17 protein-coding genes are annotated in these 23,166 nt (G+C 72.5%); 5 read left to right on the top strand and 12 right to left on the bottom strand.

Features of this window, described 5'->3' with window-relative positions; all coding sequences use genetic code 11:
* Positions 1-8: 8 nt before the first annotated feature.
* The 4 genes from PYR91_RS18190 to PYR91_RS18175 all read right to left on the bottom strand — a co-directional run bounded on the left by PYR91_RS18190 (position 9) and on the right by PYR91_RS18175 (position 5,663).
* A complete protein-coding gene (locus PYR91_RS18190) occupies positions 9-1,184 on the bottom strand; it encodes a glutathione-dependent formaldehyde dehydrogenase (protein WP_279781060.1) in 1,176 nt (391 codons plus the stop codon).
* Positions 1,181-1,657: a hypothetical protein gene (locus PYR91_RS18185; RefSeq protein WP_279781059.1), complete on the bottom strand. Its 477-nt coding sequence runs from the start codon at positions 1,655-1,657 to the stop codon at positions 1,181-1,183. Before PYR91_RS18185 ends, PYR91_RS18190 begins: the two co-directional genes overlap by 4 nt.
* A 128-nt stretch (positions 1,658-1,785) precedes the next feature.
* Complete coding sequence (locus PYR91_RS18180; protein ID WP_279781058.1) at positions 1,786-2,889, bottom strand: M12 family metallopeptidase; 1,104 nt, start codon at positions 2,887-2,889, stop codon at positions 1,786-1,788.
* Positions 2,890-3,002: 113 nt separating this feature from the next.
* Complete coding sequence (locus PYR91_RS18175) at positions 3,003-5,663, bottom strand: CHAT domain-containing tetratricopeptide repeat protein (RefSeq protein WP_279781057.1); 2,661 nt, start codon at positions 5,661-5,663, stop codon at positions 3,003-3,005.
* 110 nt (positions 5,664-5,773) lie between these two features.
* On the opposite strand from PYR91_RS18175, the gene PYR91_RS18170 reads away from it, so the two are divergent.
* The 3 genes from PYR91_RS18170 (at position 5,774) to PYR91_RS18160 (ending at position 8,406) form a co-directional block, all read left to right on the top strand.
* On the top strand, positions 5,774-7,228 hold the full coding sequence (locus tag PYR91_RS18170; protein ID WP_279781056.1) for a S8/S53 family peptidase: 1,455 nt from the start codon (positions 5,774-5,776) through the stop codon (positions 7,226-7,228).
* A gap of 88 nt (positions 7,229-7,316) precedes the next feature.
* Positions 7,317-7,892: a sigma-70 family RNA polymerase sigma factor gene (locus PYR91_RS18165; protein ID WP_279781055.1), complete on the top strand. Its 576-nt coding sequence runs from the start codon at positions 7,317-7,319 to the stop codon at positions 7,890-7,892.
* Positions 7,893-7,971: 79 nt separating this feature from the next.
* Entirely contained in the window at positions 7,972-8,406 is a 435-nt protein-coding gene (locus PYR91_RS18160; RefSeq protein ID WP_279781054.1) for a hypothetical protein, read from the top strand.
* Between the two features lie 1,010 nt (positions 8,407-9,416).
* On the opposite strand, the gene PYR91_RS18155 is transcribed toward PYR91_RS18160, so the two are convergent.
* Positions 9,417-9,752 carry an Lsr2 family protein gene (locus PYR91_RS18155; protein WP_279781053.1) on the bottom strand — a complete coding sequence of 112 codons (336 nt, stop codon included), beginning with the start codon at positions 9,750-9,752 and terminating at the stop codon, positions 9,417-9,419.
* A 409-nt stretch (positions 9,753-10,161) separates the two neighbouring features.
* On the opposite strand from PYR91_RS18155, the gene PYR91_RS18150 reads away from it, so the two are divergent.
* Positions 10,162-11,025, top strand: coding sequence for an NAD(+)/NADH kinase (locus tag PYR91_RS18150; RefSeq protein WP_279781052.1), 864 nt, complete (start codon positions 10,162-10,164; stop codon positions 11,023-11,025).
* Positions 11,026-11,083: 58 nt separating this feature from the next.
* Here the strand turns inward: PYR91_RS18150 and PYR91_RS18145 are convergent, their stop codons facing one another.
* From PYR91_RS18145 to PYR91_RS18120, 6 genes are all read right to left on the bottom strand, one after another.
* Complete coding sequence (locus PYR91_RS18145) at positions 11,084-11,824, bottom strand: DUF3618 domain-containing protein (RefSeq protein ID WP_279781051.1); 741 nt, start codon at positions 11,822-11,824, stop codon at positions 11,084-11,086.
* Positions 11,821-12,246, bottom strand: a complete 426-nt coding sequence (locus PYR91_RS18140) for a phage holin family protein (RefSeq protein ID WP_279781050.1) — start codon at positions 12,244-12,246, stop codon at positions 11,821-11,823. The genes PYR91_RS18145 and PYR91_RS18140 overlap by 4 nt, the downstream gene beginning before the upstream one ends.
* 53 nt (positions 12,247-12,299) lie before the next feature.
* Positions 12,300-13,304 (bottom strand): DNA topoisomerase IB, encoded by a 1,005-nt coding sequence (locus tag PYR91_RS18135; RefSeq protein ID WP_279781049.1) that lies wholly within the window; start codon positions 13,302-13,304, stop codon positions 12,300-12,302.
* A gap of 106 nt (positions 13,305-13,410) precedes the next feature.
* Positions 13,411-13,845 carry an SPW repeat protein gene (locus tag PYR91_RS18130; RefSeq protein WP_279781048.1) on the bottom strand — a complete coding sequence of 145 codons (435 nt, stop codon included), beginning with the start codon at positions 13,843-13,845 and terminating at the stop codon, positions 13,411-13,413.
* Between the two features lie 189 nt (positions 13,846-14,034).
* On the bottom strand, positions 14,035-16,968 hold the full coding sequence (locus PYR91_RS18125; protein ID WP_279781047.1) for a carbohydrate-binding protein: 2,934 nt from the start codon (positions 16,966-16,968) through the stop codon (positions 14,035-14,037).
* Between the two features lie 103 nt (positions 16,969-17,071).
* Positions 17,072-18,829, bottom strand: coding sequence for a ThuA domain-containing protein (locus PYR91_RS18120; protein ID WP_279781046.1), 1,758 nt, complete (start codon positions 18,827-18,829; stop codon positions 17,072-17,074).
* 466 nt (positions 18,830-19,295) lie between these two features.
* On the opposite strand from PYR91_RS18120, the gene PYR91_RS18115 reads away from it, so the two are divergent.
* Complete coding sequence (locus tag PYR91_RS18115; protein ID WP_279781045.1) at positions 19,296-22,013, top strand: hypothetical protein; 2,718 nt, start codon at positions 19,296-19,298, stop codon at positions 22,011-22,013.
* 131 nt (positions 22,014-22,144) lie between these two features.
* Here the strand turns inward: PYR91_RS18115 and PYR91_RS18110 are convergent, their stop codons facing one another.
* Positions 22,145-23,149 (bottom strand): siderophore-interacting protein, encoded by a 1,005-nt coding sequence (locus tag PYR91_RS18110; RefSeq protein WP_279781044.1) that lies wholly within the window; start codon positions 23,147-23,149, stop codon positions 22,145-22,147.
* Between the last annotated feature and the right edge of the window lie 17 nt (positions 23,150-23,166).

The following is a 23,166-nucleotide window of genomic DNA, read 5'->3' as shown; positions in this document are numbered from 1 at the left end:
GGCCCCGCCTACACCCAGGGGCGGAACACCGCCCGCACGCAGCCGTCCTTCTTGTTCTTGAACATGTCGTAGCCCATCGGCGCGTCGTCGAGGGACATGGTGTGCGTGGCGAGGTGCGCCGTGCGCAGCTCCCCCTGCTCCACCAGGTCCAGCAGCCTCGGGATGAAGCGCTGGCCGTGCTGCTGGGCTCCGCGCAGCGTCAGGCCCTTGTTCATCAGGGCGCCGAGCGGGAACTTGTCCACCATCCCGGCGAACACCCCCAGGACGAAGACCGACCCTCCCTTGCGGCAGGCGTGGATCGCCTCCCGCACGGCGGTGGGCCGATCGGTCTGCATCCTGACCCGCTGCTTGGCCCTGTCGTAGAGGCCGAGAGCGCCGGGACCGTCGGCCTCCATGCCGACCGCCTCGATGCACACGTCCGGCCCCCGGCCGCCGGTCCGCTCCTTCAGCTCGGCGTAGATGTCGGTGCGGGTGTAGTCGAGCGTCTCGGCGCCGATGTGGCGCTCGGTCATGGCCATGCGCTCGGGGAGGTGGTCGATCGCGATGACCCGCTCGGCGCCGAGCAGCATCGCCGCGCGCGCCGCCATCTGCCCGACCGCCCCGCACCCCCACACCGCCACCACGTCTCCGGGGCGGACTCCGCCCATCTCGGCGCCCATCCAGCCCGTGGGCGCCGAGTCCGAGACGAACAGGGCGTTCATGTCGTCGACCCCGTCGGGCACGGCGAAGGCGGTCTGGTCGCCGAACGGCACCCGGACGTACTCGGCGTGGCTGCCCTGGTAACCGCCCATCGCGTGGGAGTAGCCGAAGATGCCCGCCGTGTCGCCGCCCCACATCATGTCGGTGATGCCCGGTTTGGTGTTGCTGTTCTCGCACAGCGACCACATGCCGTGCTCGCACTGCCAGCACCGCCCGCAGCCGATGATCGAGCACACCACCACCCTGTCGCCGATCTTGTGCGTGCGCACCTGCGAGCCGACCTCGACGACCTCGCCGAGGAACTCGTGCCCGATGACGTCGCCCGAGCGCATGGCCGGGATGTACCCGCCGAGCAGGTGCAGGTCGGACCCGCACGTGGTCGTGAGCCGCACCCGGACGATGATGTCCTGGTCGTTGACGATGCCGGGGTCGGGCACACGCTCGACCATCAGCTCGTTCACACCCTGCCAGCACAGTGCCTTCACAGCCGTCCCTCCCCGCCCGCGCGCCGCGCGGCCATGTCCACCAGCGCGCCCGCCGGAGTCGGCCGCCTCGTCCCCGAGACGCTCGACGACCGCAGCACCTCACCGGTCTCGATCAGGCACTTCGACTCGCGCAGCGCCCGCCGCACCGCCTGGCGCGGATCGGTGCCGCCGAGCCGGGCCATGACCTCCTCGGCCCCCGAGGGCACCGGGGCCAGCGGCCGGGCGCCCAGCTCGGTGCCCCGGTCGCCCGGCGCCTCGCGCACCATCACCTCGATCGTGTCCCCGAGCCTGGCCAGCGGCTCGGGCAGGCGCCCCTCCGGCACCACCTCCTCGGGCCGCCGGTTGACGGTGACCATCAACCACCTGCTCGCCTCGCGGTAGGCCTTCTCCTTGGTCCGGCGCGACGCGAGCCACCGCATCGTCCCCATGCCGATCCCGCCGAGCGTCACCGCCCCCATGACAGCACGCTTCATGCCATCTCCCCCTTGATGGACAACTGCTCGGATGGCTACCCATATCCCCCCACGGCTACCTGGATGTCACACGCACTTGGGCAGGAGTTGACGGGCACCTGACCCGGCGTCACGGGGACGGCGCGGCCTCACCAGTACATGAGCGCGGCCTGTCCCGACCCTCGGGCCGAGTACAGGCGCACGCGCACGACGTACCGGCGGCCCTTCACCAGATGGGCGGTGACCGAGGAGTTGCGCGGCCGTCCGCCGTCGTCGTCGGCCTCCATGAAACGGGGCTCGCCGTCGATCTCCTCGAACAGCCCGAGCACGGTGTCGCTCTGGCCGAACGTGGCGACGGTGTAGTCGCGGGTGCCCTCGGGGACGATCAGGTGGTCGGCCTGCTCGCCGGGCCCCAGGTCGAGCGGGACGGAGGTGAACGCCGACAGCCGGACCGGCCCCGCGGGGCCGGTCGCGGGGTACCAGCGGCGCGCGAACTCGGCGTCGAGCCGGGAGAGCGTGCCCGGGGGGACCAGGCCCTTGCGGAACTCCTCGGGCTCCAGGATCATCCCCTCCCCGAACTCGTACTCCATGATCGACTGGAAGTCCCACGGCGAGCCGTCGACCTCCGCCGGGTCGAGCTTGCGGATGATGTTGTGGAAGGTCTTCTGCCGGGACCACATGTTGGGCGGGCCGGCCAGCTCGCGGTAGACCGCCTCCTCGTCCCACACGATGCCGGCGAACGGGCTCTGGTGCTCGTGGGGCATGCCGAGGACGTGCCCGAGCTCGTGCAGCGCCGTCGCGCGCCCGTGGGCGGTGGTCAGCGGCCAGCCGAAGTTGACCGTGCGCTCGCCGGTGGGGATGCCCAGCGCGTCGCGCCCGAGGTAGGACCACGAGCCGTCGCCGCGCATGAACCCGATGCGGATCTCGGCCTCGTCGCGGTCGGCGACCTCGGTGAACTCCAGGCCGATGCCGACCTCCTTCCATTGGCGGAACGCCTGGCGGACGGCCTCGCGCTGCGCCTCGTCGCCCACCCAGGAGACGAACCTGGACGGCCCGTCGCTGATCTGGACCATGGAGCCGTCGGTCTCGCGGTCGAAGAAGTAGTAGTGCAGCACGGTGCCGTTCAGCCACTTCAGCCGTCCCGAGACGAGGGCCGCCAGTCGCCTGCCGCCCAGCCCGTCGGCCGGGGTCAGTACGGACTGGGCCGCCAGCTCGCAGTACCGGGTGTGCTCGCCGTCGTAGGTCATGCTCATCTTCGGCCTCCTGTCGATGTACCGACAAGGCTGGGAAGCCGGCGCCGCGCGCGCATGAGTAAGGCGCTACCCATCTTCCGGCGCGCGGCCCCGGGCAGAGCGCGCCGGTGCGCTCAGGCCGCGCCGATGGCGGTGAACGACCAGCCGGTGGCCTGGTGGCCGGGATCGCCGGGCAGCGCGCGCCTGGCGTCGCGCAGCGCCTCGGCCATGCCCAGGCCGGCGCGCAGCCCGTCGTGCAGGGACAGCATCAGCGGCACCACCGCCTCGTCGCTGACCGGCACGAGACTGGCCACGATCCCCGCGGTGCCCAGGGGCAGCAGCGCGGCGGCCAGGCCGAGCAGCTCGTCGGCTCCCACCGGCGCGAGGCGGCCGGAGTCGCAGCTCGGCAGGACGATGCGGTACGGGGCGCGGCCCAGCCCTTCGACGTCGTGCACGGTGAGCCTGCCGTCGTCCATGCGCAGCGAGGAGAACATCGGGCTGTCGGCGCGGAAGTCCCCGTGCGCGGCGATGTGCGCGAGCGGAGCCCCGTCGACGGCCGCGAGCACGGCCGAGACGGTGGCGGTGCCGTCGCGCAGCACGGTCGCCGCCGGGTACGCGCCGGCCAGGGAGGGGACCTCGCCGCCACCGGTGGCGAGGCCGGGCCCGCGCACGAGCACGACGCCGCCCCCGGCCGGGGCCGGCACCCGCTTGGCCCGCAGCCAGGCGCGCGCCGACGGCGAGACGCCGAGCACGCGGTCGCGCAGCGCCGGGAGCGCCGCCCACGGCACCCCGTGCAGCCGGCCCGGCGGGACCATCACCACCGCGCCCGGCCCCAGGTGGCGCACGGCGGGGCCCAGCAGCGTCTCCTGGAGCCGGCGCGCCCCGGCCTCCAGCGCCAGCAGCCGCGCGGCCGCCGGGCCGGACGGCCGCGCCGCCGGCCCGGCGGGGGCGGGCTCGTAGGCCAGGCGGCGCAAACCCGCCCGCAGGTGCTCGATCTCGCCGGCGGCGTCGGCCACCCGGCCGGCCTGGAAGCGGCGGACCCTGCCCCTGCCGCACAGCAGCACGTGGACGTCGCCGTCGACGTCGACGATCTCGACGAGCCAGCCGTCGCCGAGCTCCTCCAGGAGCGCGCGCGGGTCGAAGGGCCGGCCTTCGGCGGTGCCCTCGCCGCGCGAGCGGAGCGTCCGCGCGCGGATCGCCCGCTCCAGCCGCCGCTGCTCGCGCTCCAGCGCCGGGGCGGGCCGCCCCTCGGACCGGGCCGCCTCGACCCGGCCGGTGATCTCGCGGTACGCGGTGGTGTCCCGGAGCACGTCCTGGTCGACCGGCGGGCGGGACGGCGGGACGGCCAGCGCGGTCGCCCGCCACCGCTCGCTCCACACCAGCAGCCGCCGGGGGTCGCCGGAGCGCAGGGCGGCGCGCTGGGCGACGGCGGCCAGCTCGGCGCCCTGCGCCGTGGCCCGCGCCCGCAGCTCGGAGGCGCCCAGGGTCAGCCGGTGCTCGTCCAGCGCGTCCAGGCCGCTGCGGCAGGCGTGGAACACCGTGCGGGCGCGGCCGGCGGCGGCGGCGCGCAGCGCCTCGGCCAGCCAGCCGTCGGCGCGGGCCGGGGCCGGGCCCCGGTGGCGTCCGGAGGCCGCCGCGGCCAGGTGCCGGTCGGCGTCGGACGCCCAGCCCAGGGCCAGGGCGGCGCGGCCGGCGAGCAGGGACGCCTGGACGGTCTCCGGCGAGCCGAGCCGGGCCAGGCGGGCGGCGAGCACCGCGATGTCGCCCACCATGCGCCCGGAGACCCGGCCGCCGGCGACGCGGGCCTGGAACAGCACGAGCCGGGCGTGGGCCTCCCACCAGCCACGGCGCTGGCTGGTGAACAGCCGCAGGGCGGTGAGGGCGCGCGCGACCGCGGTGCCTGGGTCGCCCGCGGCCATCGCCGACTGGGCGGCGACGAGCACCAGCTCGGCCTTCACCGTCGCCTGCCCGCGCGTCTGGTCGATCAGGGCCGCCGCCCGGTCGGCCTCCTGGAGCGCCTCTTCGGCCAGCCCCGCCGCGAGCAGCACCGCGCACCGGTCGATGTACAGGGCCAGCGCGGGGGTGCCGAGGGCGCCGAGCCGGATGGCCACCTCGTCGTAGTGGCGCAGGGCGGCGGGCAGGTCGCCGGCGCGGTACGCCACCGAGCCGCGGTTCCAGACGGCCAGGACGCGGTCGTGGTCCTGCTCGGTGAGCTCCCACAGCCGCTCGGCGGCGGAGAAGTCGAGGTCGACCTGCTCGATGGCGCCGAAGGAAAGGTGCACCAGCCCGCGCAGGGTCAGGGCGCGCGCGGTCCAGATCGTGTCGCCGGCCGCCCGCAGCACCGGGACGGCGCGTCGCAGGTCGTCCAGCGCCTCCCGGTGGCGGCCGAGGATCCACAGGACGCGCCCGCGCCGGAACAGCACGCGGGCCGCCGTCAGGGAGTCGCCGCGCACCGCCGCGGCGTCCAGGCAGGCCAGCCCCTCGGCGGTGCGGCCGGCGTGGACGACGGCGACGCCGAGGGCGGCGAGCGCGTCGGCCTCCCGGTCGGGCGAGCCGCTCCGGCGGGCGAGCGAGCGGGCCCGCCGCAGGTGGCCGATGGCGACGGTGAGGTCGCCGAAGTCGCGCTCCCAGATGCCGATCACCTGGTGGGCGACGGAGGCGTCGTGCGGCGGGGGCGCCGAGGACAGCAGCGCCCGGGCCCGGGCCAGCGCCTCGGCGGGGCGCGCGAACACCATGGGGAGCAGGTCGGCGGCCGACCCCGCCCTCTCGCGCACCGGTGCGCTTCCCCCACCCACGCACGAGATGCTAAACGTGGGGCTCGGGGGCGTCCACGTGTATCAGCCGAGCGTCATCCGGCTCTTACGGGCGAAGACATGCACCGACCACCGCTCGAAGGGGAGCTGCGATGGCGCTCGACCGGTTCAGGGAACAGATGAGGCTCATCTCCGAGGCGATGGGGGGCGTGGAGCTGGTCGCGGGCCCGCACGACGACGACCCCAGGTACATCTACCAGAGCGGCCACGTGCTGGCCCGCGTGGAGGAGCTGCCCGACGTCGTCCCCGCGGTCAACGTGGGGCGGACCGAGTCCGTGCGGGTGCCGCACGAGAGCGAGGCGCGGGCGGGCCTGGTGCGGATCGAGGTCGTCGACCCCTCCCTGTCCGACTCGCGTGACGGCGGGGTGACCGAGACCCTCGGCAAACTGCGGGAGATGGAGACGCGCAACGGGCGGCGGATGCTCAGCCGCAACAACGTCGTCGCCATCACCCCCGGGGTGGTGAACTCCTGCCCCTCCGACGAGCCGGCGCCGACCGACGCCGACCTGCACCCGCGCCCGTCCATGACGGGCGCCGCGCTCTCCGGCGTCGAAGTGATGATCATCGACACCGGGCTGCTGCAGGGGTTCGAGACCGAGCATCCGTGGATGGCGCACGTCAGGGCGGAGGGGTTCAACAAGCCCGCCTTCGCCGACGGCCACATCCCGATGTACGCCGGGCACGGCACGTTCATCGCCGGGCTGCTGGTCGCCGTGGCGCCGTCCGCGCGGGTGCGGGTGTCGGCCGCGCTCAACGACGCGGGGTCCATCCTGGAGGACGACTTCGGCCAGACGCTGCTGGACGCCCTGGGGCCCGACTGGCCGGCCGTGATCAGCCTTTCGGCCGGCACCGAGAGCGACGACGGCGGGCCGCTGATGGGCCTGGAGGACTTCATGCGGGAGCTGGACGTCAGGGAGGGCACGCTGCTCGTGGCCGCCGCCGGCAACAACGGCTCCGACGTGCCGTTCTGGCCCGCGGCGCACACCCTCACCCCGCACCGCGCCGGCGTGCTGTCGGTGGGCGCGCTGCGCGCCGACGGCGACGGCAGCGCGTGCTTCAGCAACCACGGCGACTGGGTGAGCGTGTTCGCGCCCGGCGAGCGCCTGGTCGGCCCGTTCGCCGGCCGCGCCGGCACCGACGACCCGTACCTGTACCAGCACTCGACGTTCGACCACTGCCGCTACAAGCTCGACCCCGATGATCCCCGCCCGTTCTACTACGACTGCACCTGCGGATTCCCGCCGCGCGTCGGGCGGCTGAGCGTCGAGGACGCCGACTCGCCCGCGCGGGTGTCGACCGCCGAGTTCGACGGGCGGGCCATCTGGAGCGGCACGTCGTTCGCCACACCGCTCGTCGCCGCCATGGTCGTCAACTACATGCTCGAGAAGAACGTGTCCGATCCTCGGGCCGCCGCCCGCGACCTCATCCAGGATCGCTCCGAGCACGTGACGGTGCGGGGACGGCGGGCGCGCGCCCTGCGCCCCGACGGGTGGGACGCCCAGCCCGTGGCCGCCTTCCCGCCCTTACCCGCGCCGCCGCAGCCATGAGACCGCCCCTCGGGGGAGAGCGCCGGAGCGGGCGTGCGCGGGGGGCCGTGCGGCGTACGATGATGATCCCCGCCGTAAGGGATCTCCCGTGGACCGTGAGACGATCGGCGACGTCTTCGTGGCCGCCGCGGGCGGTGACGCCGCCGCGTGGAAGGCCCTCGTCGAAGGGCTCTCCCCCCTCGTGTGGTCGGTCGTGCGCGCCTACGGGCTGTCGGACGCCGACGGGCGCGAGGTGTTCCAGACGACGTGGTTCCGGCTCCTGCAGAACCTCACGCGCGTCCGCGAGCCCGGGAAGGTGGGCTCATGGCTGGCCAGCACGGCGCGGCACGAATGCCTGAAGATCATCCAGGCCGCCCGCCGGGTCTCCCCCTCCGGCGACCCCGAGGTCTTCGAGCGCGTCCCCGACCCGTGGACGCCGGAGGAGGCGCTGCTGTCGTCGGAGGAGGAGGACGCGCGGGCGGAGCGCCTGCGGGTGATGTGGGCGGCGTTCGAGGAGCTGAGCGAGGCCTGCAGGCGCCTGCTGCGCGTGCTGATGGCCAGCCCCCGCCCGCAGTACGCCGAGGTGTCGGCGGCGCTGGGCATCCCGGTCGGCGGCATCGGGCCGACCCGCCAGCGCTGCCTGCGCCGCCTGAGGGCGCTGCTGGCCGAGCGGGGCGTCCGGTGAGCGCCGGGCGGGCGCGGCGATGAGCGCCGGGGGCTCCGGCGGGGACCCGGCGGACGGCCGCGGGCCGGGCGAGGAGGCCATGGACGAGGACGCACGGCTGGAGGAGGCGCTGCGCCAGGCGGCGGCGCTCATCGACCCGGTGCCGCCTGAGCTGCTCCAGATCGCCGTGGAGGCCTTCACGCTGCGCACGATGGACGCCGAGCTGGCCGCCCTGGCCTTCGACTCGCTGGCCGAGCCCGCGCGCGTGCGGGGCGGCGACCAGCCGCGCCTGGCCACCTTCCACACCCCCTGGGTGACCATCGACGTGGAGGTCACGGTCGCCGGCGCCACCGGCCGCGTCCTCGGCCAGGTGATCCCTCCCCTGCCGGTCGAGATCGAGGTGCTGGGCCACCCGGCCGCGGTGACGGCCGACGCCGCCGGCCGCTTCGTGTGCGAGCGGGTGCCCGCGGGGCCGTTCAGCCTGCGCTGCCGGTTCGGCGACGCCGTGGTGGTCACCGAATGGATCGCCATTTGACGTTCGCGGCGGTAATCGCGCGACGGCCAACGGTGTGAACCATGCGGTGAACGGCACGGGCGTGGCAGGTGCGCCCGTCGCCGTCCCCCGGAAGCGCCCCCCGCCCCGGCGGTGCTCCGGATGCGAGGGCCCGGCCATATGGCGGCGATAAAAGTCACGACATACCGCCATAGGTTGCTCACACAAGGTGACAAAATGCTGCTCGTATTATTCCTACTCTCTGTCGGAGATGAGGCGCAAAACGATGGCGCCAGGGCATTGCCTTATCGGCCGCCACGTAAGGCGTGCCATTGGCGGGCGCCCGAATGGCCGGCACACCGCCGGCCGGGGCTCCGGCCTGCGATTGACCGGCCCCTGCGGGGAAATAGGCCCGGGCAATGCTCGGCCACGGGCCAATAGTTTGGGGGCGCCCGGTCGCGGCCGGCGCTCGTGGCGCACGGCGGATCTTCGGGGCGCGGGATCGGCTCCCGGGCGGCCGAGGGCCTGATAATCGCGGAGATCGCCCTCCGCGTCAAGTGTCACGGAGGGCAGAGATTTCGGGATTGCCACGAGAACCGGCCCGCATACGGGTGCCCGGAAGCCCGGCGGCTCAAGCCGAGCACGGATCGGCGCCCCATCGCAGGGGTTATCACCCGAATGGACGGAGGCGATGACGGTGTGCCGCGATGCCGGGATTTCGCCGGGCCGGCACCCCGGTGACCACCGGGGGCGGCTAACACACGAGCAGGCAACGAATAGGGCTCACGCTGACAAATTCGCTGAAGTCAGCATCACCTTCCCGAAAGCCGGCTCGTGACGCCGGCGGTCCGGGCACGGTCGTGACAGCCGTGACGGCCCTGGCCAGGCCCGTCTTCGCCGGCGGCGGGAAGCGGGCGCGCCCGCGCCGAAGGACGGCGCGGCCACCCCGCCCGATGCGAGCACGGCCGCCACAAAGGCGGCCCTGGGATGATCCGGCCGGCGGATCTCGTGCTCGTCGGGGCGGCTCAATCGAGGTGGGACGGGTTACTCATTCACTGAGCCGCTTCGTACTGCGCGACGATGTGCGAGGCGATCCGGCCGCGCTCGCTGACGTTCAGCCCGTGCGCCTTGGCCCACGCCCGGATCTCGGAGCTTTTGTCACGAGAGGGCCGCTGGCCACCGCCCCGCTTACGGCCGCGGGCGGCACCGCCGCCATCGGCCTTGCGGGCGCTGGACACGAAAGGCGAAAGGGCCTCACGGAGATTCCTGGCGTTTTTGTCGTTCAGATCGATCTCGTAGCTGGTGCCGTCAATGGCGAAGACGACGGTCTCTTTTGCTTCGCCCCCATCGATGTCGTCGATGAGAAGCGTCTGGATCTGTGTCGCCATCTCGCACTCCTTTCACAGGGCTTAGTTCAACTCCTCAAGAATATACCCGCCTTCCGGCCTCTCCCACGCGGAGAACACCACGACACATTGCCGCCCCCTAGGCGTAACTCCGCGGTTTCGGGCGGCCGCACCTTTATCGGTGGGCCCACCAGCGCCGCGCCGAACCGCGGGCCGCCCCCCGTCACCCTGAGCTGGTCTCAGCACCATATGCACGCGTGAGCGGTCATATCGCCGACTACAGATATCGTGGACGGCAGGTCTTCCATCATGGAAGGGCCGGTCGTCATTGAGCATGACTCACCTATAGCGGGCCGCCGGGAAGGCATGCCCGTCCCGTTCCCACCGCCGCGCGGGCGGCGAAGCCCGGCGCCGTCACGAGCGGGTCCCGCGGCCGCCGTACAGTTGCGCCATGGGCATGGTCAAGACCGTCGGGCTCGTACTCCACCCGCAGCGCGACTCCAAGCAGGCCATCGACACGATCGTCGAGTGGGCGCAGGGCCGTGGCAACACGGTGCTCGGCCTCCCCGACGAGGTCGACCGCATCCACTGCAGCGCCGTGGCGGTCGACAGCGCCACCCTGGTGAACTCGGCCGACCTGCTGGTCAGCCTGGGCGGGGACGGCACCATGCTGCGCACCATGCGCCTGGTCTCCGGGCGCACCACTCCGGTGCTCGGGGTGAACCTGGGCAAGCTGGGGTTCCTGGCCGAGATCGACGTGGAGGAGCTGCCGACCGCGCTGTCGGCCATCGACGAACACCGCTTCACGATCGAGCCGCGCATGGCCGTGCGGGCCACGCTCTCCTGCGGGCCGGCGGTGACCGCCTTCAACGACATCGCGCTGGTGCGCATCCCCGGCGACGGGCTCGCCGCGGTGTCGATCTCGGTGGGCGGCAACCCGTTCGTCCGCTACGCCTCCGACGCGGTGATCGTGGCCACCTCCACCGGGTCGACCGCCTACAGCTTCTCGGCGGGAGGCCCGCTGGTCTCCCCCATGGTGGAGGGGTTCCTCGTCGTCCCGGCCGCCGCGCACTCCTCGTTCAACCGCGCCCTGGTGCTCTCGGCCGAGGAGGAGGTGACGCTCGACCTGCTTCCCAGCAGCGGCAGGCTCGCCGTGGAGGTCGACGGCACCATCGGCGGCAACCTGGGCCCCGGCGACAGCGTCACGGTGACCGCGCTGCGCGGCGCCGGCCGCGTGGTGCGGCTCGGCACCACGACGTTCTACGAGCGCGCCCGCCGCAAGCTGCGCGTCAGGGGCAGCGCCGAGGTCGACTGAGCGCACGTGAGAGCAGGCGGCCCGGGGGCCGCCTGCTCGTGAACACGAGCGTCCCCGCCTACCGGCGGAACGCGGCGGCGCCCCGGCGGCCGGTTACGCGCCGCGAGCGCCTGCCCATGAGGTTCACCCAGCCCGCGCCGACCATGGTCACCGCGCCCGCGGCGATGATCCACACCGGGCGGCGCGCCGCCTCGTGCACCAGGCGGTCGGCGACGCCGGCCGGGCCGCCCGCGCCGTCCCCGCCGTACGTGCGCCCGGGGCCCTTGGGCTCGCCCGTGTTGGTGGCCGCGGCGCGGAGCCGGTCGGCCAGCATGGTGGCCCTCTCCCGGGCCACCGCCCCCGTCCGCACGGCCTTCTCGCGGGCCACCACCCCGGTCCGGACGGCGTGCTGCCGTGCCCGGGCCTTGACGTCGACCTTGTGCGCCAGCGCCTCGACCGTGCGCCCGAGCTCCTCGCGGGTGTGGGCGATGTCCTGGCGGAGCGCCTCCTCCTCCGTCCCCCCGCGCCGGTGCCCGTCCCGCTCGGCGACGCCTTCCCCGGCGGGCGGGCGGTCGTGCCCGGGCTCGGCGGGCGGCGCCTCGTGCGCCGCGCGGGCGGGGCCGGACAGCCCGGCGAGCGGGTCGCCCGCCCCGTGGGAGACCACGGGCTTGACGTACGGCTTGGGCGGGGCGTGCACCTCGGGCACGTTGAGCGACGGCCCCGCCGACTCGGGGGTCGCGGTGCCGGGCTCCTGCCGGTGCAGGCCCACCTCGCCCGCGGTCGGGCGGTGCCAGGTGTTCGCGGGATCGGTCTCGGTCATCGGTGTGCCCCCTCTTTCACGGCGTCGACATCGGCCCTGATGCTCTTCATGGCCTCCTGGGGAAGCGGCGGCGTCGCCCGGCCCACCTGTCCCTTGCCCGCGAGCGCGAGCACGCCGGCCACCACGAGCAGGACCACGCCGACCACGGCGGCGGCGATCCAGGGCGTGAGCACGGTGGCCAGCAGCATGATGACGGCCGCGACCAGGGCTCCGGCGCCGTACAGGGCGCACGCGGCGGCGCCGCCGAACATGCCGGCGCCCATGCGGGCCCGGCGCCCCTTGCGGGACAGTTCGAGCGTGGCCAGGCGGATCTCGTCCCGGACCAGCCGGGAGACCTCCTCGGAGAGTCGTTTGATGAGGTCCGCGGTGGTGGGTGCCGCGTCCGGGCGCGCCGTGACGTCACGTTCTCTGAGGCTTGTCATGCGTACCCCCTTTCCGGCTTGTCGCCTGGGTGCCCCCTGACGTGCGGGGCAAACTAGGTGGAGCGGCGGATCAGGGAGATGACGGCCCGTTCCACGCCGCCGTGCGTCGCGAGCTGCCCGAAGGCGGCGTCGGCCCCTAGCTGGGCGAGCGCCCGTTCGATCGTCCGCCCCTTCTCGTACGCCTCGATCACCCGCGGGTCGATGTAGGAGGCGCGGGCGACGGCCGGGGTGTTGCCGAGGTACTCGGCCACCTCCGAGACGACGCGGTTGACCGCGCGCTTCCTGCCGGTCCTGTGCCGGGCGCGTGAGGACACCGCGAGGCCGACGGCGGCCAGCACGGTGGCGTGCCAGGTGCGGAAGTCCTTGGCCGACACGTCGCAGTCGAGCGTCTCGCGGAGGTAGGAGTTGATGTCGGCGCTGCGGACGTCGACCCACGTGCCGTTGTCCTCGAACCGCAGCAGCTCCCCCTCCTCCCTCCCCTTGTGCAGGGCGGTGACCACCCTGCAGACGTCGGTGTCGACGAGCTCCAGCTCCCGGGTCTTGCCGCCCTTGGCGGGATACAGGCACGACACCCGGCCGCCGTCGCACCTGATGTGCTCCATGCGCAGCGTCGCCAGCCCGAAGGAGTCGTACTCCTCGCCGCCGACGCGGAAGAAGCCGATGTCGAGCATGCGCGCCGCGGCGGCGAGCACGCGCCGTCGCGACAGGTCCTCCCCCTGCAGGTGCTCGTGGACGGTCTGCCTGAAGTCCGGGAGCCGGGCCGCCATCTCGCGGACCCGGTCGAACTTCACCCGGTCCTGCTCCACCCGCCAGACGTCGTGGTACCGGTACTGGCGCCTGCCGGCCTTGTCGGTGCCGGTGGCCTGGATGTGCCCCTCGGGCGAGCGGCAGATCCAGACGTCGGACCAGGCGGGCGGTATGCCGAGGCCCCGGATGCGCTCAAGCGTCGTCTTGCCGGTCACCGGGCGGCCGTCGGGCCAGCGGTAGCTGAATCCCTTGCCGTGCCGTCTGCGGCGGATGCCGGGCTCGGCGGGGTCGCTGTGTCGAAGCTCCGTCACGGGCGCACACTTACCCGCGCCCGGACCGGCAAACAGGGCGTCCGCCCGAGGCGGGCCGGGGGCCGGGCGTGGCGTGGTGTGCGCCGCCACACCCGGACCACTCGGCTCACCTCATGGCCGCGGGCGTCGGTATGTGGCGGTTGCCGACGGCCATCGCACCCAGGCCGAGCAGCAGGATGACGATTCCGGTGACGACGTTGTTCCAGATGGAACTCGTCGTGGCCGACCGGATGATCCAGGGCGACAGGATCGTCCACACCCCCAGGATGGGGGCGATCCACGTCAGACCGTGGGTGCGCCCATAGGCGGACGCGAACCCCAGAGCGAGGGCCGCCAGCGCCAGGCCGATGACCATGTTGTTCACGGCGAGCCTCGACAGGCCGTTGAACCCCACCACCCATGGCGATATCGCCAGATAGAGCCCCGCGAGCAGGGTCAGCCCGTCGATCATCTGGGCGACCATGCTGGAGCTCGCCGTCTCGTACTTGGCGCGCATCTGGACGATGTCCGGATGCGCCTCAAGGCCGGTCGGTCTGGTCATAACCTCACCGCCTTCCGAAAACTCGCGGAACAGATCAATGTCGCCATACCCCTTCGGACATGGGCGGTCACAGCGGTCAAAGCAAACATTTAGGCTTATATCGCCTGATCACTCGCTTAACGCCCGGTATGCACGAGCCGCGCCACGCCGTGCCGGACGGCGTGGCGCGGCGTGACCCGCCGGCTCCGGTCAGGTTCCGTAGACGTTCAGATCCCAGAGGGAGTAGCCCCACTGGGTCCCCCGTTGGGTGCCGTAGACCCGCACGTACCGGCCGGTGCCGTTCAGCGCGACCTCGTCGACGCCGCCGTTCCCGGTGGTGGTGGAGTAGACGGTGCGCCAGGTGGCGTTGTCGGCGGAGGCCTGGACCTGGTAGGCCCGCCCGTAGGCCGTCTCCCAGGTCAGCCTGGCTCGGGAGAGGGTGCGCGAGGAGCCGAGATCCACGGTGATCCACTGCGGGTCGGAGTACGCGCTGCCCCACCGGGTCGCGGAGTCGCCGTCGACCGCGCTCGCGCCGGTCAGGCCGTCGGCGACGCTGGAGACGGTCACCGGCCGTCCCCGCGCGAGGTCGGTGCCGGTGCCGGACGGGGTGCTGACGCCGGGGCCCGCGAAGGTGTAACTGTCGACGTCGTACAGGGCGCTGGTGCCGGTGTTGGTGCCGGAGAAGACCAGGTAGAGATCGTGGGTGCCGTCGTCGGGCTTGGTGACCGGCGCGGTGAGCTCCACGTAGTTGTCCCACCCCCCGGTGCTCGCCACCGTGAACCGCGCGACCTCCGGGCCGGTGGGCGAGTCGTAGCGGAACGACAGGGTGCCGCCCGCGTTGGCGGAGGAGACCCGCGCCTTGACCTGGTTGATGCCCCTCAGGCTGACCGGGTGGTGGCGGACCCACTCGCCGTTCTGGATGTCGCCGAGCCGCTTGCCGCCCTCGGCCGCGCTCTGCTCGATGACCCTGGGCCCGTTGAGCTGCACGTAGTGCTCGGCCTGCCACTGCTTGGGCCACAGGGTGATCTCCCGCTGGCCGGTGAGCGGGACGGTGCCGGCGGCGCCCCTGTCGGTGTAGGAGGAGCGCATGACGAAGAACTGCGTCGCGTCCAGGCCGGCGTGGATGGGGCCGGTGTTGACCGTGAAGCCGCAGCCGGTGCCCTCCCCCTCCTCGTGCGCGTGCTCCTGGTGGCCGAGCGCGGCGCGGACGACGACGCTCGCGCAGGGGACGGTGCCGTCCTGCGGGTCGGTGGCACCCCCGGTCGCGGTCAGGTTCTCTCCCCAGCCGTACATGCCGCCGGCGGGAAGGCCCGACAGCGTCACGGCCGGCCGGTCGTTGCCGACCACGACCGCGACCACGACCGTCCCGGTGCGCCCGCCGGGGTCGCGGACGGTGAGGCGGGCCCGCTTGTCGCCGGCGGTGGTGTAGGTGTGGGAGGGGTTGGCGGCGGTGGAGTCGGTGGTGCCGTTGTCGTCGAAGTCCCAGGCGTGGGTCAGCGGCTCGCCGTCGGGGTCGGAGCTGCCGGCGCTGGAGAAGGTCACCGCGAGCGGGGGCAGGCCGTTGTCCCTGTTCACCGACGCGACGGCGACGGGTGACCGCCCGCCCTGCACGTAGTTGATCTTGTAGAGGCCGGCGTCGGCGGCGCCGGAGAAGTATCCGCTGCCGTACTCCAGCAGGTACAGCGACCCGTCGGGGCCGAACTCCATGTCGATGGGGTGGACGAAGCTCATGCCCTGCAGCACCGGCTCGATGATCGTCGGCGTGCCGGTGGAAGGGTCGCCGTCGCCGAACTGGACCTCCTTGATCCAGTTGCGGCAGTACTCGGAGATCAGCAGCTTGTCGTCATAGTAGGCGGGCCACTTCACGTCCGAGACGAGGCCCGCGTTGTAGTGGTAGACCTCGGCGTGGTTGGGCGAGCCGCAGCCTCCGGGGTTGTCCAGGGCCGGCCACTCCCTGCTGCCGCCGTGCTGCTCCCACACCAGCGCGGGCTTGGTGGGCGGGAGCTGACGCAGGCCGGTGTTGCGCGGCGAGTCGTTGACGGGCCCGGCCGTGCCGCCGCAGGGGAACCAGCCGCGGGGCGCGTTGGCGGCGAAGTCCCAGTCGTTGTAGGCCACGTCGGGCCCGCCGCAGTACGGCCAGCCGTAGTTGCCCGGGCCGGTGGCGCGGTTGAACTCGTCGTAGGCGGCCGGGCCGCGGTTGGCGATGGTCGCCCCCGCGTCGGGGCCGACCTCGCCCCAGTACAGGGTGTTGTTCGCCTGCCTGTCGACCCAGACGCGGTACGGGTTGCGGGTGCCCATGATGTAGATCTCGGGCCGGGTGGACGCGGTGCCCGGGGCGAACAGGTTGCCGGCCGGGACGGTGTAGGTCCCGTTGTTCTCCGGGTGGATGCGGTTGATCTTGCCGCGCAGGTCGTTGGTGTTGCCCGAGGTGCGCTGCGCGTCGTACTGGGGGTTGCGGCCGGTCCGCTCGTCGATGGGCGCCATGCCGGCCGAGTCGCCGCCGGAGTTGGTGTTGTCGCCCACCGCGAAGTACAGGTTCTCGTTGGAGTCCCAGCTCATCGACCCGGCCGAGTGGCAGCACAGGTCGCGCTCGGTCGGCCATTCGATGATCATGTCCTCGCTCGCCGGGTCGAGGACGTTGGCGGTGGCGTTGAAGGTGAATCGGGAGATCCGGTTGACCAGCGGCGTCACCTTCGGCGAGTAGAACAGGTACACCCAGCGGTTGGCGGCGAAGCGCGGGTGCAGGGTGATCCCGATGAGGCCGTCCTCGAACCGGGCGTCGAGCTGCACGGTGAGCGCGACGCTCGTGGTCCGGGTGGCCGGGCTGTACAGCCGCACCTGGCCGCCTGCGGCGCTGGACCCCCGGTTGATGTAGAGGACCTTGCCGTCGGGCAGGACCGACAGCTCGATGGGCTCGCCCATCGACAGGCCGCCGTCCAGCTTGACCTTCTCGAACCCGCTGGTGGCGGGCGGGGCCAGCAGGGCGGCGCGGGCGGGCGGGGCCGCGGGCACCGAGGCGGCGGGCGGGCCCGCCGCGGTCGCCGCGGCGCCGGCGGTGCCGTCGACGGCTCCCGCCGTCACGACCGAGGCGAAGGCGAGCAGTACCGCGCCGGCGACCGTTCGAAGGCGCGCGAAAGCAGACATGGTTGCTCCAGGAACGCTGGCTGGGGGGACGGCGCCTCAGGCGGCGCCGGTGGGCCGGCGGCCCGCGCCGCGACGGGCGCGGGACCGCCGCGGGGACGGCCGGTCAGCCGCCGTAGACGTTCAGATCCCAGAGGGAGTAGCCCCACTGGGTCGCCCGCTGGGTGCCGTAGACCCGCACGTACCGGCCGGTGCCGTCGAGGGTGACCTCGTCGACGCCGCCGTTCCCGGTGGTGGTGGAGTAGACGGTGCGCCAGGTGGCGTTGTCGGCGGAGGCCTGGACCTGGTAGGCCCGCCCGTAGGCCGTCTCCCAGGTCAGCCTGGCTCGGGAGAGGGTGCGCGAGGAGCCGAGATCCACGGTGATCCACTGCGGGTCGGAGTACGCGCTGCCCCACCGGGTCGCGGAGTCGCCGTCGACGGCGTTGGCCCCGGCGTGCCGGCTGCCGGGCTCGACGCTGGAGACGGTGACCGGGCGGCCCCGCGCCAGGTCGGTGACGGCGGCGTCCCGCCTGATCCTGACGTTGCGGTAGTTGATGTCGAGCCCGTCGCCGTCGTTCTGCAGGCCGATGTACCCGTTGGCGATGGCGCGGGCGCTCGTGTAGTCGTTGATCTTGACGCCGTTCAGCCATATCTCGACGCGCTGCCCGTGCACGCCGATCTCGTAGGTGTTCCACGACCCGGGCGGGTTGAGCGCGGCGGCGCGCAGGGCGGCGTCGGGGGCCTTGAAGCCGTAGACGCCGCCCGTGGTGCGCGACGGGTCGGCGTCGGTGGCGTCGATCTGGATCTCGTGTCCCTGGTCGACCGGCTTCCAGGGGTCGCCCCGGGGGTCGGGGAAGCCGATGAACACCCCGCCGTTGTCGTCGCCGGGCATCATCCAGTCGACCTTGAGGGAGTAGTCGCCGAAGGTGCTGACCGGGTACCACAGCAGGCCCATGCCGCCGAAGGAGGTCAGCGTGCCGTCGGCCAGGGTGAACCCGCCGGGCCCGGCCTGCCGCCACCGCGACAGGGAGGTCTGGGTGCCGTCGAAGAGCGGGGTGTAACCGGTCTCCGGCCGGCAGTCGGCGGCCCTGGCGCCCGCCGCGAACTGGATGCCGCCCAGCAGCATCCTGGTGAAGTGGGGCTCGGTGTACGACTCCTCGGTGTGGCCGAGGCCGGTGTACCAGGACCTGCCGCCGCCGTAGTTCTGGCACCAGGTGATGGGGTGGTCCCCCATCGTCCCGCCGGAGTAGGAGGACTCATCGAGGCTGGCCAGCACCTTGACCGCGGAGCGCGGGTTGGTGCGGTAGTTGTACCACTCGTCGAGCCGGTTCCAGGTCTGCGGCAGGTGGGAGGTGGAGACGTGGGACCGGTCCTCCACCCGGATGGCGGCCTGCTGGTTGGCCGGGTGGGAGCTGAAGTACGCGCCCACCAGGCCGCCGTACCACGGCCAGTCGTACTCGGTGTCGGCAGCGGCGTGCACGCCGGCGTAGCCGCCGCCCGAGGCGATGTAGGACTGGAAGGCCGTCTGCTGGGCGGCGTTGAGCACGTCGCCGGTGGTGGAGAGCCAGACGACCGCCTCGTACTGGGCCAGGTTGGCGGTGGTGAACGCCCCGGCGTCCTCGGTGGCGGTCACCGTGAAGCCGTTGGCCGCGCCGAGCCGCTGGATGGCCGCGACGCCGGCCGGGATGGACGAGTGCCGGAACCCGGCGGTCTTGGAGAACACGAGGATCTTGGTCAACGGTGCCGCCGATGCCGGGGATGGAACGGACAGGACCGACAAGGCCGCCACCACGGCGACGGCCAGGGCCGCCAGGGCCCGTAGCGGGGCCGGCCGCGGGCGGCCGGGCCGGGGAGGCGGCTGTGCGACGGGGGGCGCGTTGCGCATGACGTGCTCCTTGGCGTTACAGGAGAAGGAGCGCGCCGCCGCACCCTTGAAGGAGAAGCCGAGATCCGTGCCGTGGAAGACTTTCGCCGATCTCGACGAAACATGACACGCTCCGGCGGAGGCGTCAAGCGTTCAGGGCCCCGGTTACCTCCAAGTAGCATCGCCATACATCGGGTGATTTTCGCGCAGCGCCAAGGCCAGGCAAGAAGCACGCCCCGGCACCTCCCGCCTCACACCCCTCCCCGTACGCACTTGCTTCCGCTTCGTCATCTGACGCCTAGGCGGACTCCGGACCCGTACCTCTCTTGACGCCCGGAGACATCCGATGTTAACTGCGCCTGACAGAACCAAGGTCGCGACAGTGCGATGTCCAGGATTCGGCGGGGCTCTCGCCTGGTCGACGCGCGCGCCCTCGGAGAGAGGCTGCCGCGGCCGGCACCGCGGCGACGAAGGGAGTCCGGCGTTGATGAGGTTGATCCGTTATCTGCTGAGCGTGGCCGCGGGCGTGTGCCTCGTGGCCGCCATCACGGCGGTCCCCGTGATGGCGGCCCCCACCGACCAGGCGTTCGACCCGGTCAACGGCAATCTGCGGGTGAACTACGGCAGTTACCTGGCCAAGCACGACATCGTCTACAACCGCCCGAACACCAACCCGCTGCACGGCCTCACCGTCGGCAACGGCCGCATGGGCGCGATGGCCTGGCACCAGAACGGGCTGACGATGCAGGTGTCCGGCGTGGACACCTCACAGCAGACCGCCTTCGGCGCCGGCCTGGCCACCCTGCAGACCAGCCCGCCGATGGACAGCGGGTACTCCAGCTACCAGCAGCGACTGTCGCTGTACGACGGCACGCTCACCACCAGGTACGACTCCAACCGCACCGTCACCGTCATGGGCGCCCCCAACTCCGAGGTGATGGGCGTGCACGTGGACGACACCCGCGGCGGGGTCTCCAGCGTGTCCTTCGAACTGAGCCTGTGGGACCTCAACTCGGTCGGCAACAGCGGCGACGTGCGCGACCTGAACACCTGGCGCACCGTCACCCCCTACGCCGACGCGAGCGGCATCGGCCTGAGCCGGGGGCAGAGCGACCCCGAGGGCTTCGGCTACACCCTGGCGGCCACCGTGGAGGGCGCGAGCTACACCACCCAGGTGATCAACAACACCCGGGTGCGGATCACCATCACGCCCACCTCCAGCTACACGATCTGGTTCGCCTCGGCCAGCCGGATCAACGCTCCTGGCGGCAACTCGGTGAACCAGGCGAAGTCCATCCTCAACGGCGTCAAGAGCACCGGGTACACCAGCACGCTGAACAACTTCCGCAACTGGTGGCACGGGTTCTGGGGCAAGTCGTTCGTCCAGTACGGCAACGGCTCCGGCGACGCCGACTACATGGAGAACGTCTACTACCTCAGCACGTACATGATCGCCGCGGGCGGGTACGGCAACTACCCGTTCCACTTCATCAACGGGGTGTTCCGGGCGACCGGCGACGCCACCAAGTGGAGCAACGCCTACTGGTACTGGAACCAGCGCGACGTCTACAACTCCTTCCTCGCCTCCAACCACGCCGACCTGATGAACGGCTTCAACCGGCTGTACAGCCGCAACTACAACTCGCTGAAGGCGCTGACCCAGTCGAGGTACGGCATCGACGGCATCTGGGTGCCGGAGACCATGGGCTGGGACGGCCACGCGCGCGGCACGGTGAACAGCGACTACACCAAGAACATCTTCACCACCGGCCCGCAGGCCGCGTTCAACATGTGGCTGCAGTACAAGTACACCAACGACGGAGGCTACCTGCGCGACACGGCCTACCCGTTCATGCGCGAGGTGGCCAAGTTCTACCTCGGCAAGCTGTCGCGTGACGCCAACGGCAAGTACTACATGGCCAACGCCAACGCGCACGAGACCTACTGGAACGTCCCCAACCCGATCACCGACCTGGCCGCGGTGCGCAGCCTGTTCCCGGCGGTCATCGAGGCGTCCACGTCGCTCGGGCTCGACAGCGGGCTGCGGAGCCAGTGGCAGAACGTGCTGAGCAACGTCGCCCCCTACCCCGCCGAGAGCGGCAGGTACCTGCCGCACAACCCGCCGATCGCCCAGGCCCGCAACGGCGAGAACGTGGCCTCGGAGGTGATCTGGCCCTACAACACCACCGGCATCGGCTACCCCGACCACCAGACCGCGCTGAACACCTGGAACGCGCGGCCGTTCCCCTACGGCAACGTGTGGGCCAACGACGCGGTGCAGGCGGCCCGGCTGGGGCTCGGCGACCAGGCGTACCAGGGCATGCGCACGATGCTGCAGAAGTACCAGAACTACCCGAACGGCATGACCAACAACACCAACGGCGTGTTCGAGTACCTGGGCGTGCATCTGTCGGCGATGAACGAGGCCCTGATGCAGAGCTACAACGACAAGATCAGGGTGTTCCCGGCGACGCCCGGCGACTCCACCTTCCGCGGCAGGTTCACCCTGCTGGCCAAGAACGGCTTCCAGGTGAGCTCCGAGAAGGAGGCCGGCGAGATCAAGTACGTCGGCCTGAAGAGCCTGTGGGGCGCCACCGCGCGGGTGGTCAACCCGTGGGGCGGCCAGGAGGTGCGCGTGCGGCGGACCTCCGACAACGCCGTCCTGACCACCACCACCGGCGGCGAGTTCACCTTCCCCACGGCCGCCGGCACGGTGTACGTGGTGGAGCGGACGGCCAAGCCGCTGAGCTCCTACGCCACCACCTCGATCACGGGGTCGGTCAACCAGGACGCCAAGCGGCTGAGCGGCACCGACTCCACGCTCGGCACCTCGCGCACCGCCGACCCGATGGTCAACAACACCAACGTCACCTACGACGCCAACTGGCACCACACCACCTCGCGGGGGTACGGCGACTACAACGACGACACCCACCACTCCACCACGGTCGGCGCCGTCGCGCGTTACACCTTCACCGGCACCGGCATCGAGTACCTGTCAGAGCGCAACGGCGACATGGGCAACGTCGACGTGTACATCGACGACGTCTTCCAGGCCAACGTCAACCTCTACGTCTCGGGCGCCCGCCAGGCCCAGCAGGTCGTCTGGCGCAGGACCGGCATGGCGAGCGGGACGCACACCATCAGGATCGTCAACAAGACCACGTCGGTCGGCATGATCGACGCGTTCAGGATCCTGTCCTGAACCGCGGCGGGGGGGGGGGGCGGCGGCCCGCCCCCCCCCCCCCGCGGGGGGGGGGCGCGCCCCCCGCCGCCCCCCCCGCCGCCCGCCGGGGGGGGGGGCCGCCCCCCCCCCCCCCCCCCCCCCCGCCGGGGTCAGTCGGACTCCGCGCGCCCCAGGCGCCAGTAGCCCATGAACGCGACGGCGGCGCGGTCGACGCCGAACTCCCCCACCAGGAGGCGGCGCAGGCGCTTGACCGCGCCGGCCTCGCCCGCGAGCCACGCGTAGAGGCCGTCGTGGGCGGCGGCCATGTCGCCCGGCACGTCCCACACGACCTCGGCGTCGGCGTCGGCCTCCCGCGCGCCGCCCGCCGGGGCGCGCCCGGGCGCGCCTCGGTCCCCCAGCGCCTCGCGGACCGCGGCGACGAGCAGGTCGCCGTGCCCGGCCGTGGGCCTGCCGTAGCCGCGGCGCGGCAGCCACACGACCTTGACCCCGGCCGGGACGTCGAGCAGCAGGGCGTCCCCCGCGTCGGGGACCTCCAGCAGCACCTTGGCCTCGGCGTCGGCCGGCAGGCTCTCGGCGATGGAGGAGACGGCGGGGACGGCCGTCTCGTCGCCCGCGATCAGCAGGCGGGTCGCCGACGGCGGCGGGGCCCACTCCCGGCCCACGACGGGCCCCGGGTGGCGGGCGTCCGGGCCGATCATGATCAGGTGGTCGCCGGGCCCGGCCGCCAGCGCCCAGCGTGAGGCGGGGCCGCCGTCGCCGTGCAGCACGAAGTCGACGTCCACCTCGCACAGGGCCCGCCGCACCGCGCGCACGGTGTAGGTGCGGACGGGGTTGCGCCGCCCGGCGGGCAGGCCTCGCCAGAGGCGGTACCAGTCGGGGCCGCCGGGGAAGTGGTCGAATCCGCCGGAGGCGAGCGGGAAGACCAGCTTGACGCGCTGGTCGAAGCCGTTGTCGGCGAACAGGTCGAGGTCGGCGCCGGTGAAGGTGACGCGCGCGAAGCCGGATCCGAGCGATGCCCGCCGCACGACGGTCACGTGGAAGGCGCGGTAGGAGGGGATCTCCTCGGTTCGGAGTTCGGTGATCGGCTCGGGGCCGAGTTCGGCGATCGGCTCGGTGCCGGCGGTCATCGTCTGCCTCCAGTGCCGGAGTGTCATCGCCAGCAACTTAGCTA

It is taken from the genome of Sphaerisporangium sp. TRM90804 (assembly GCF_029846175.1).
Taxonomy (GTDB): Bacteria; Actinomycetota; Actinomycetes; order Streptosporangiales; family Streptosporangiaceae; genus Sphaerisporangium.
The sequence above is the reverse complement of the archived record's forward strand: the minus strand, read 5'-3'. Positions and strand labels throughout refer to the sequence as shown.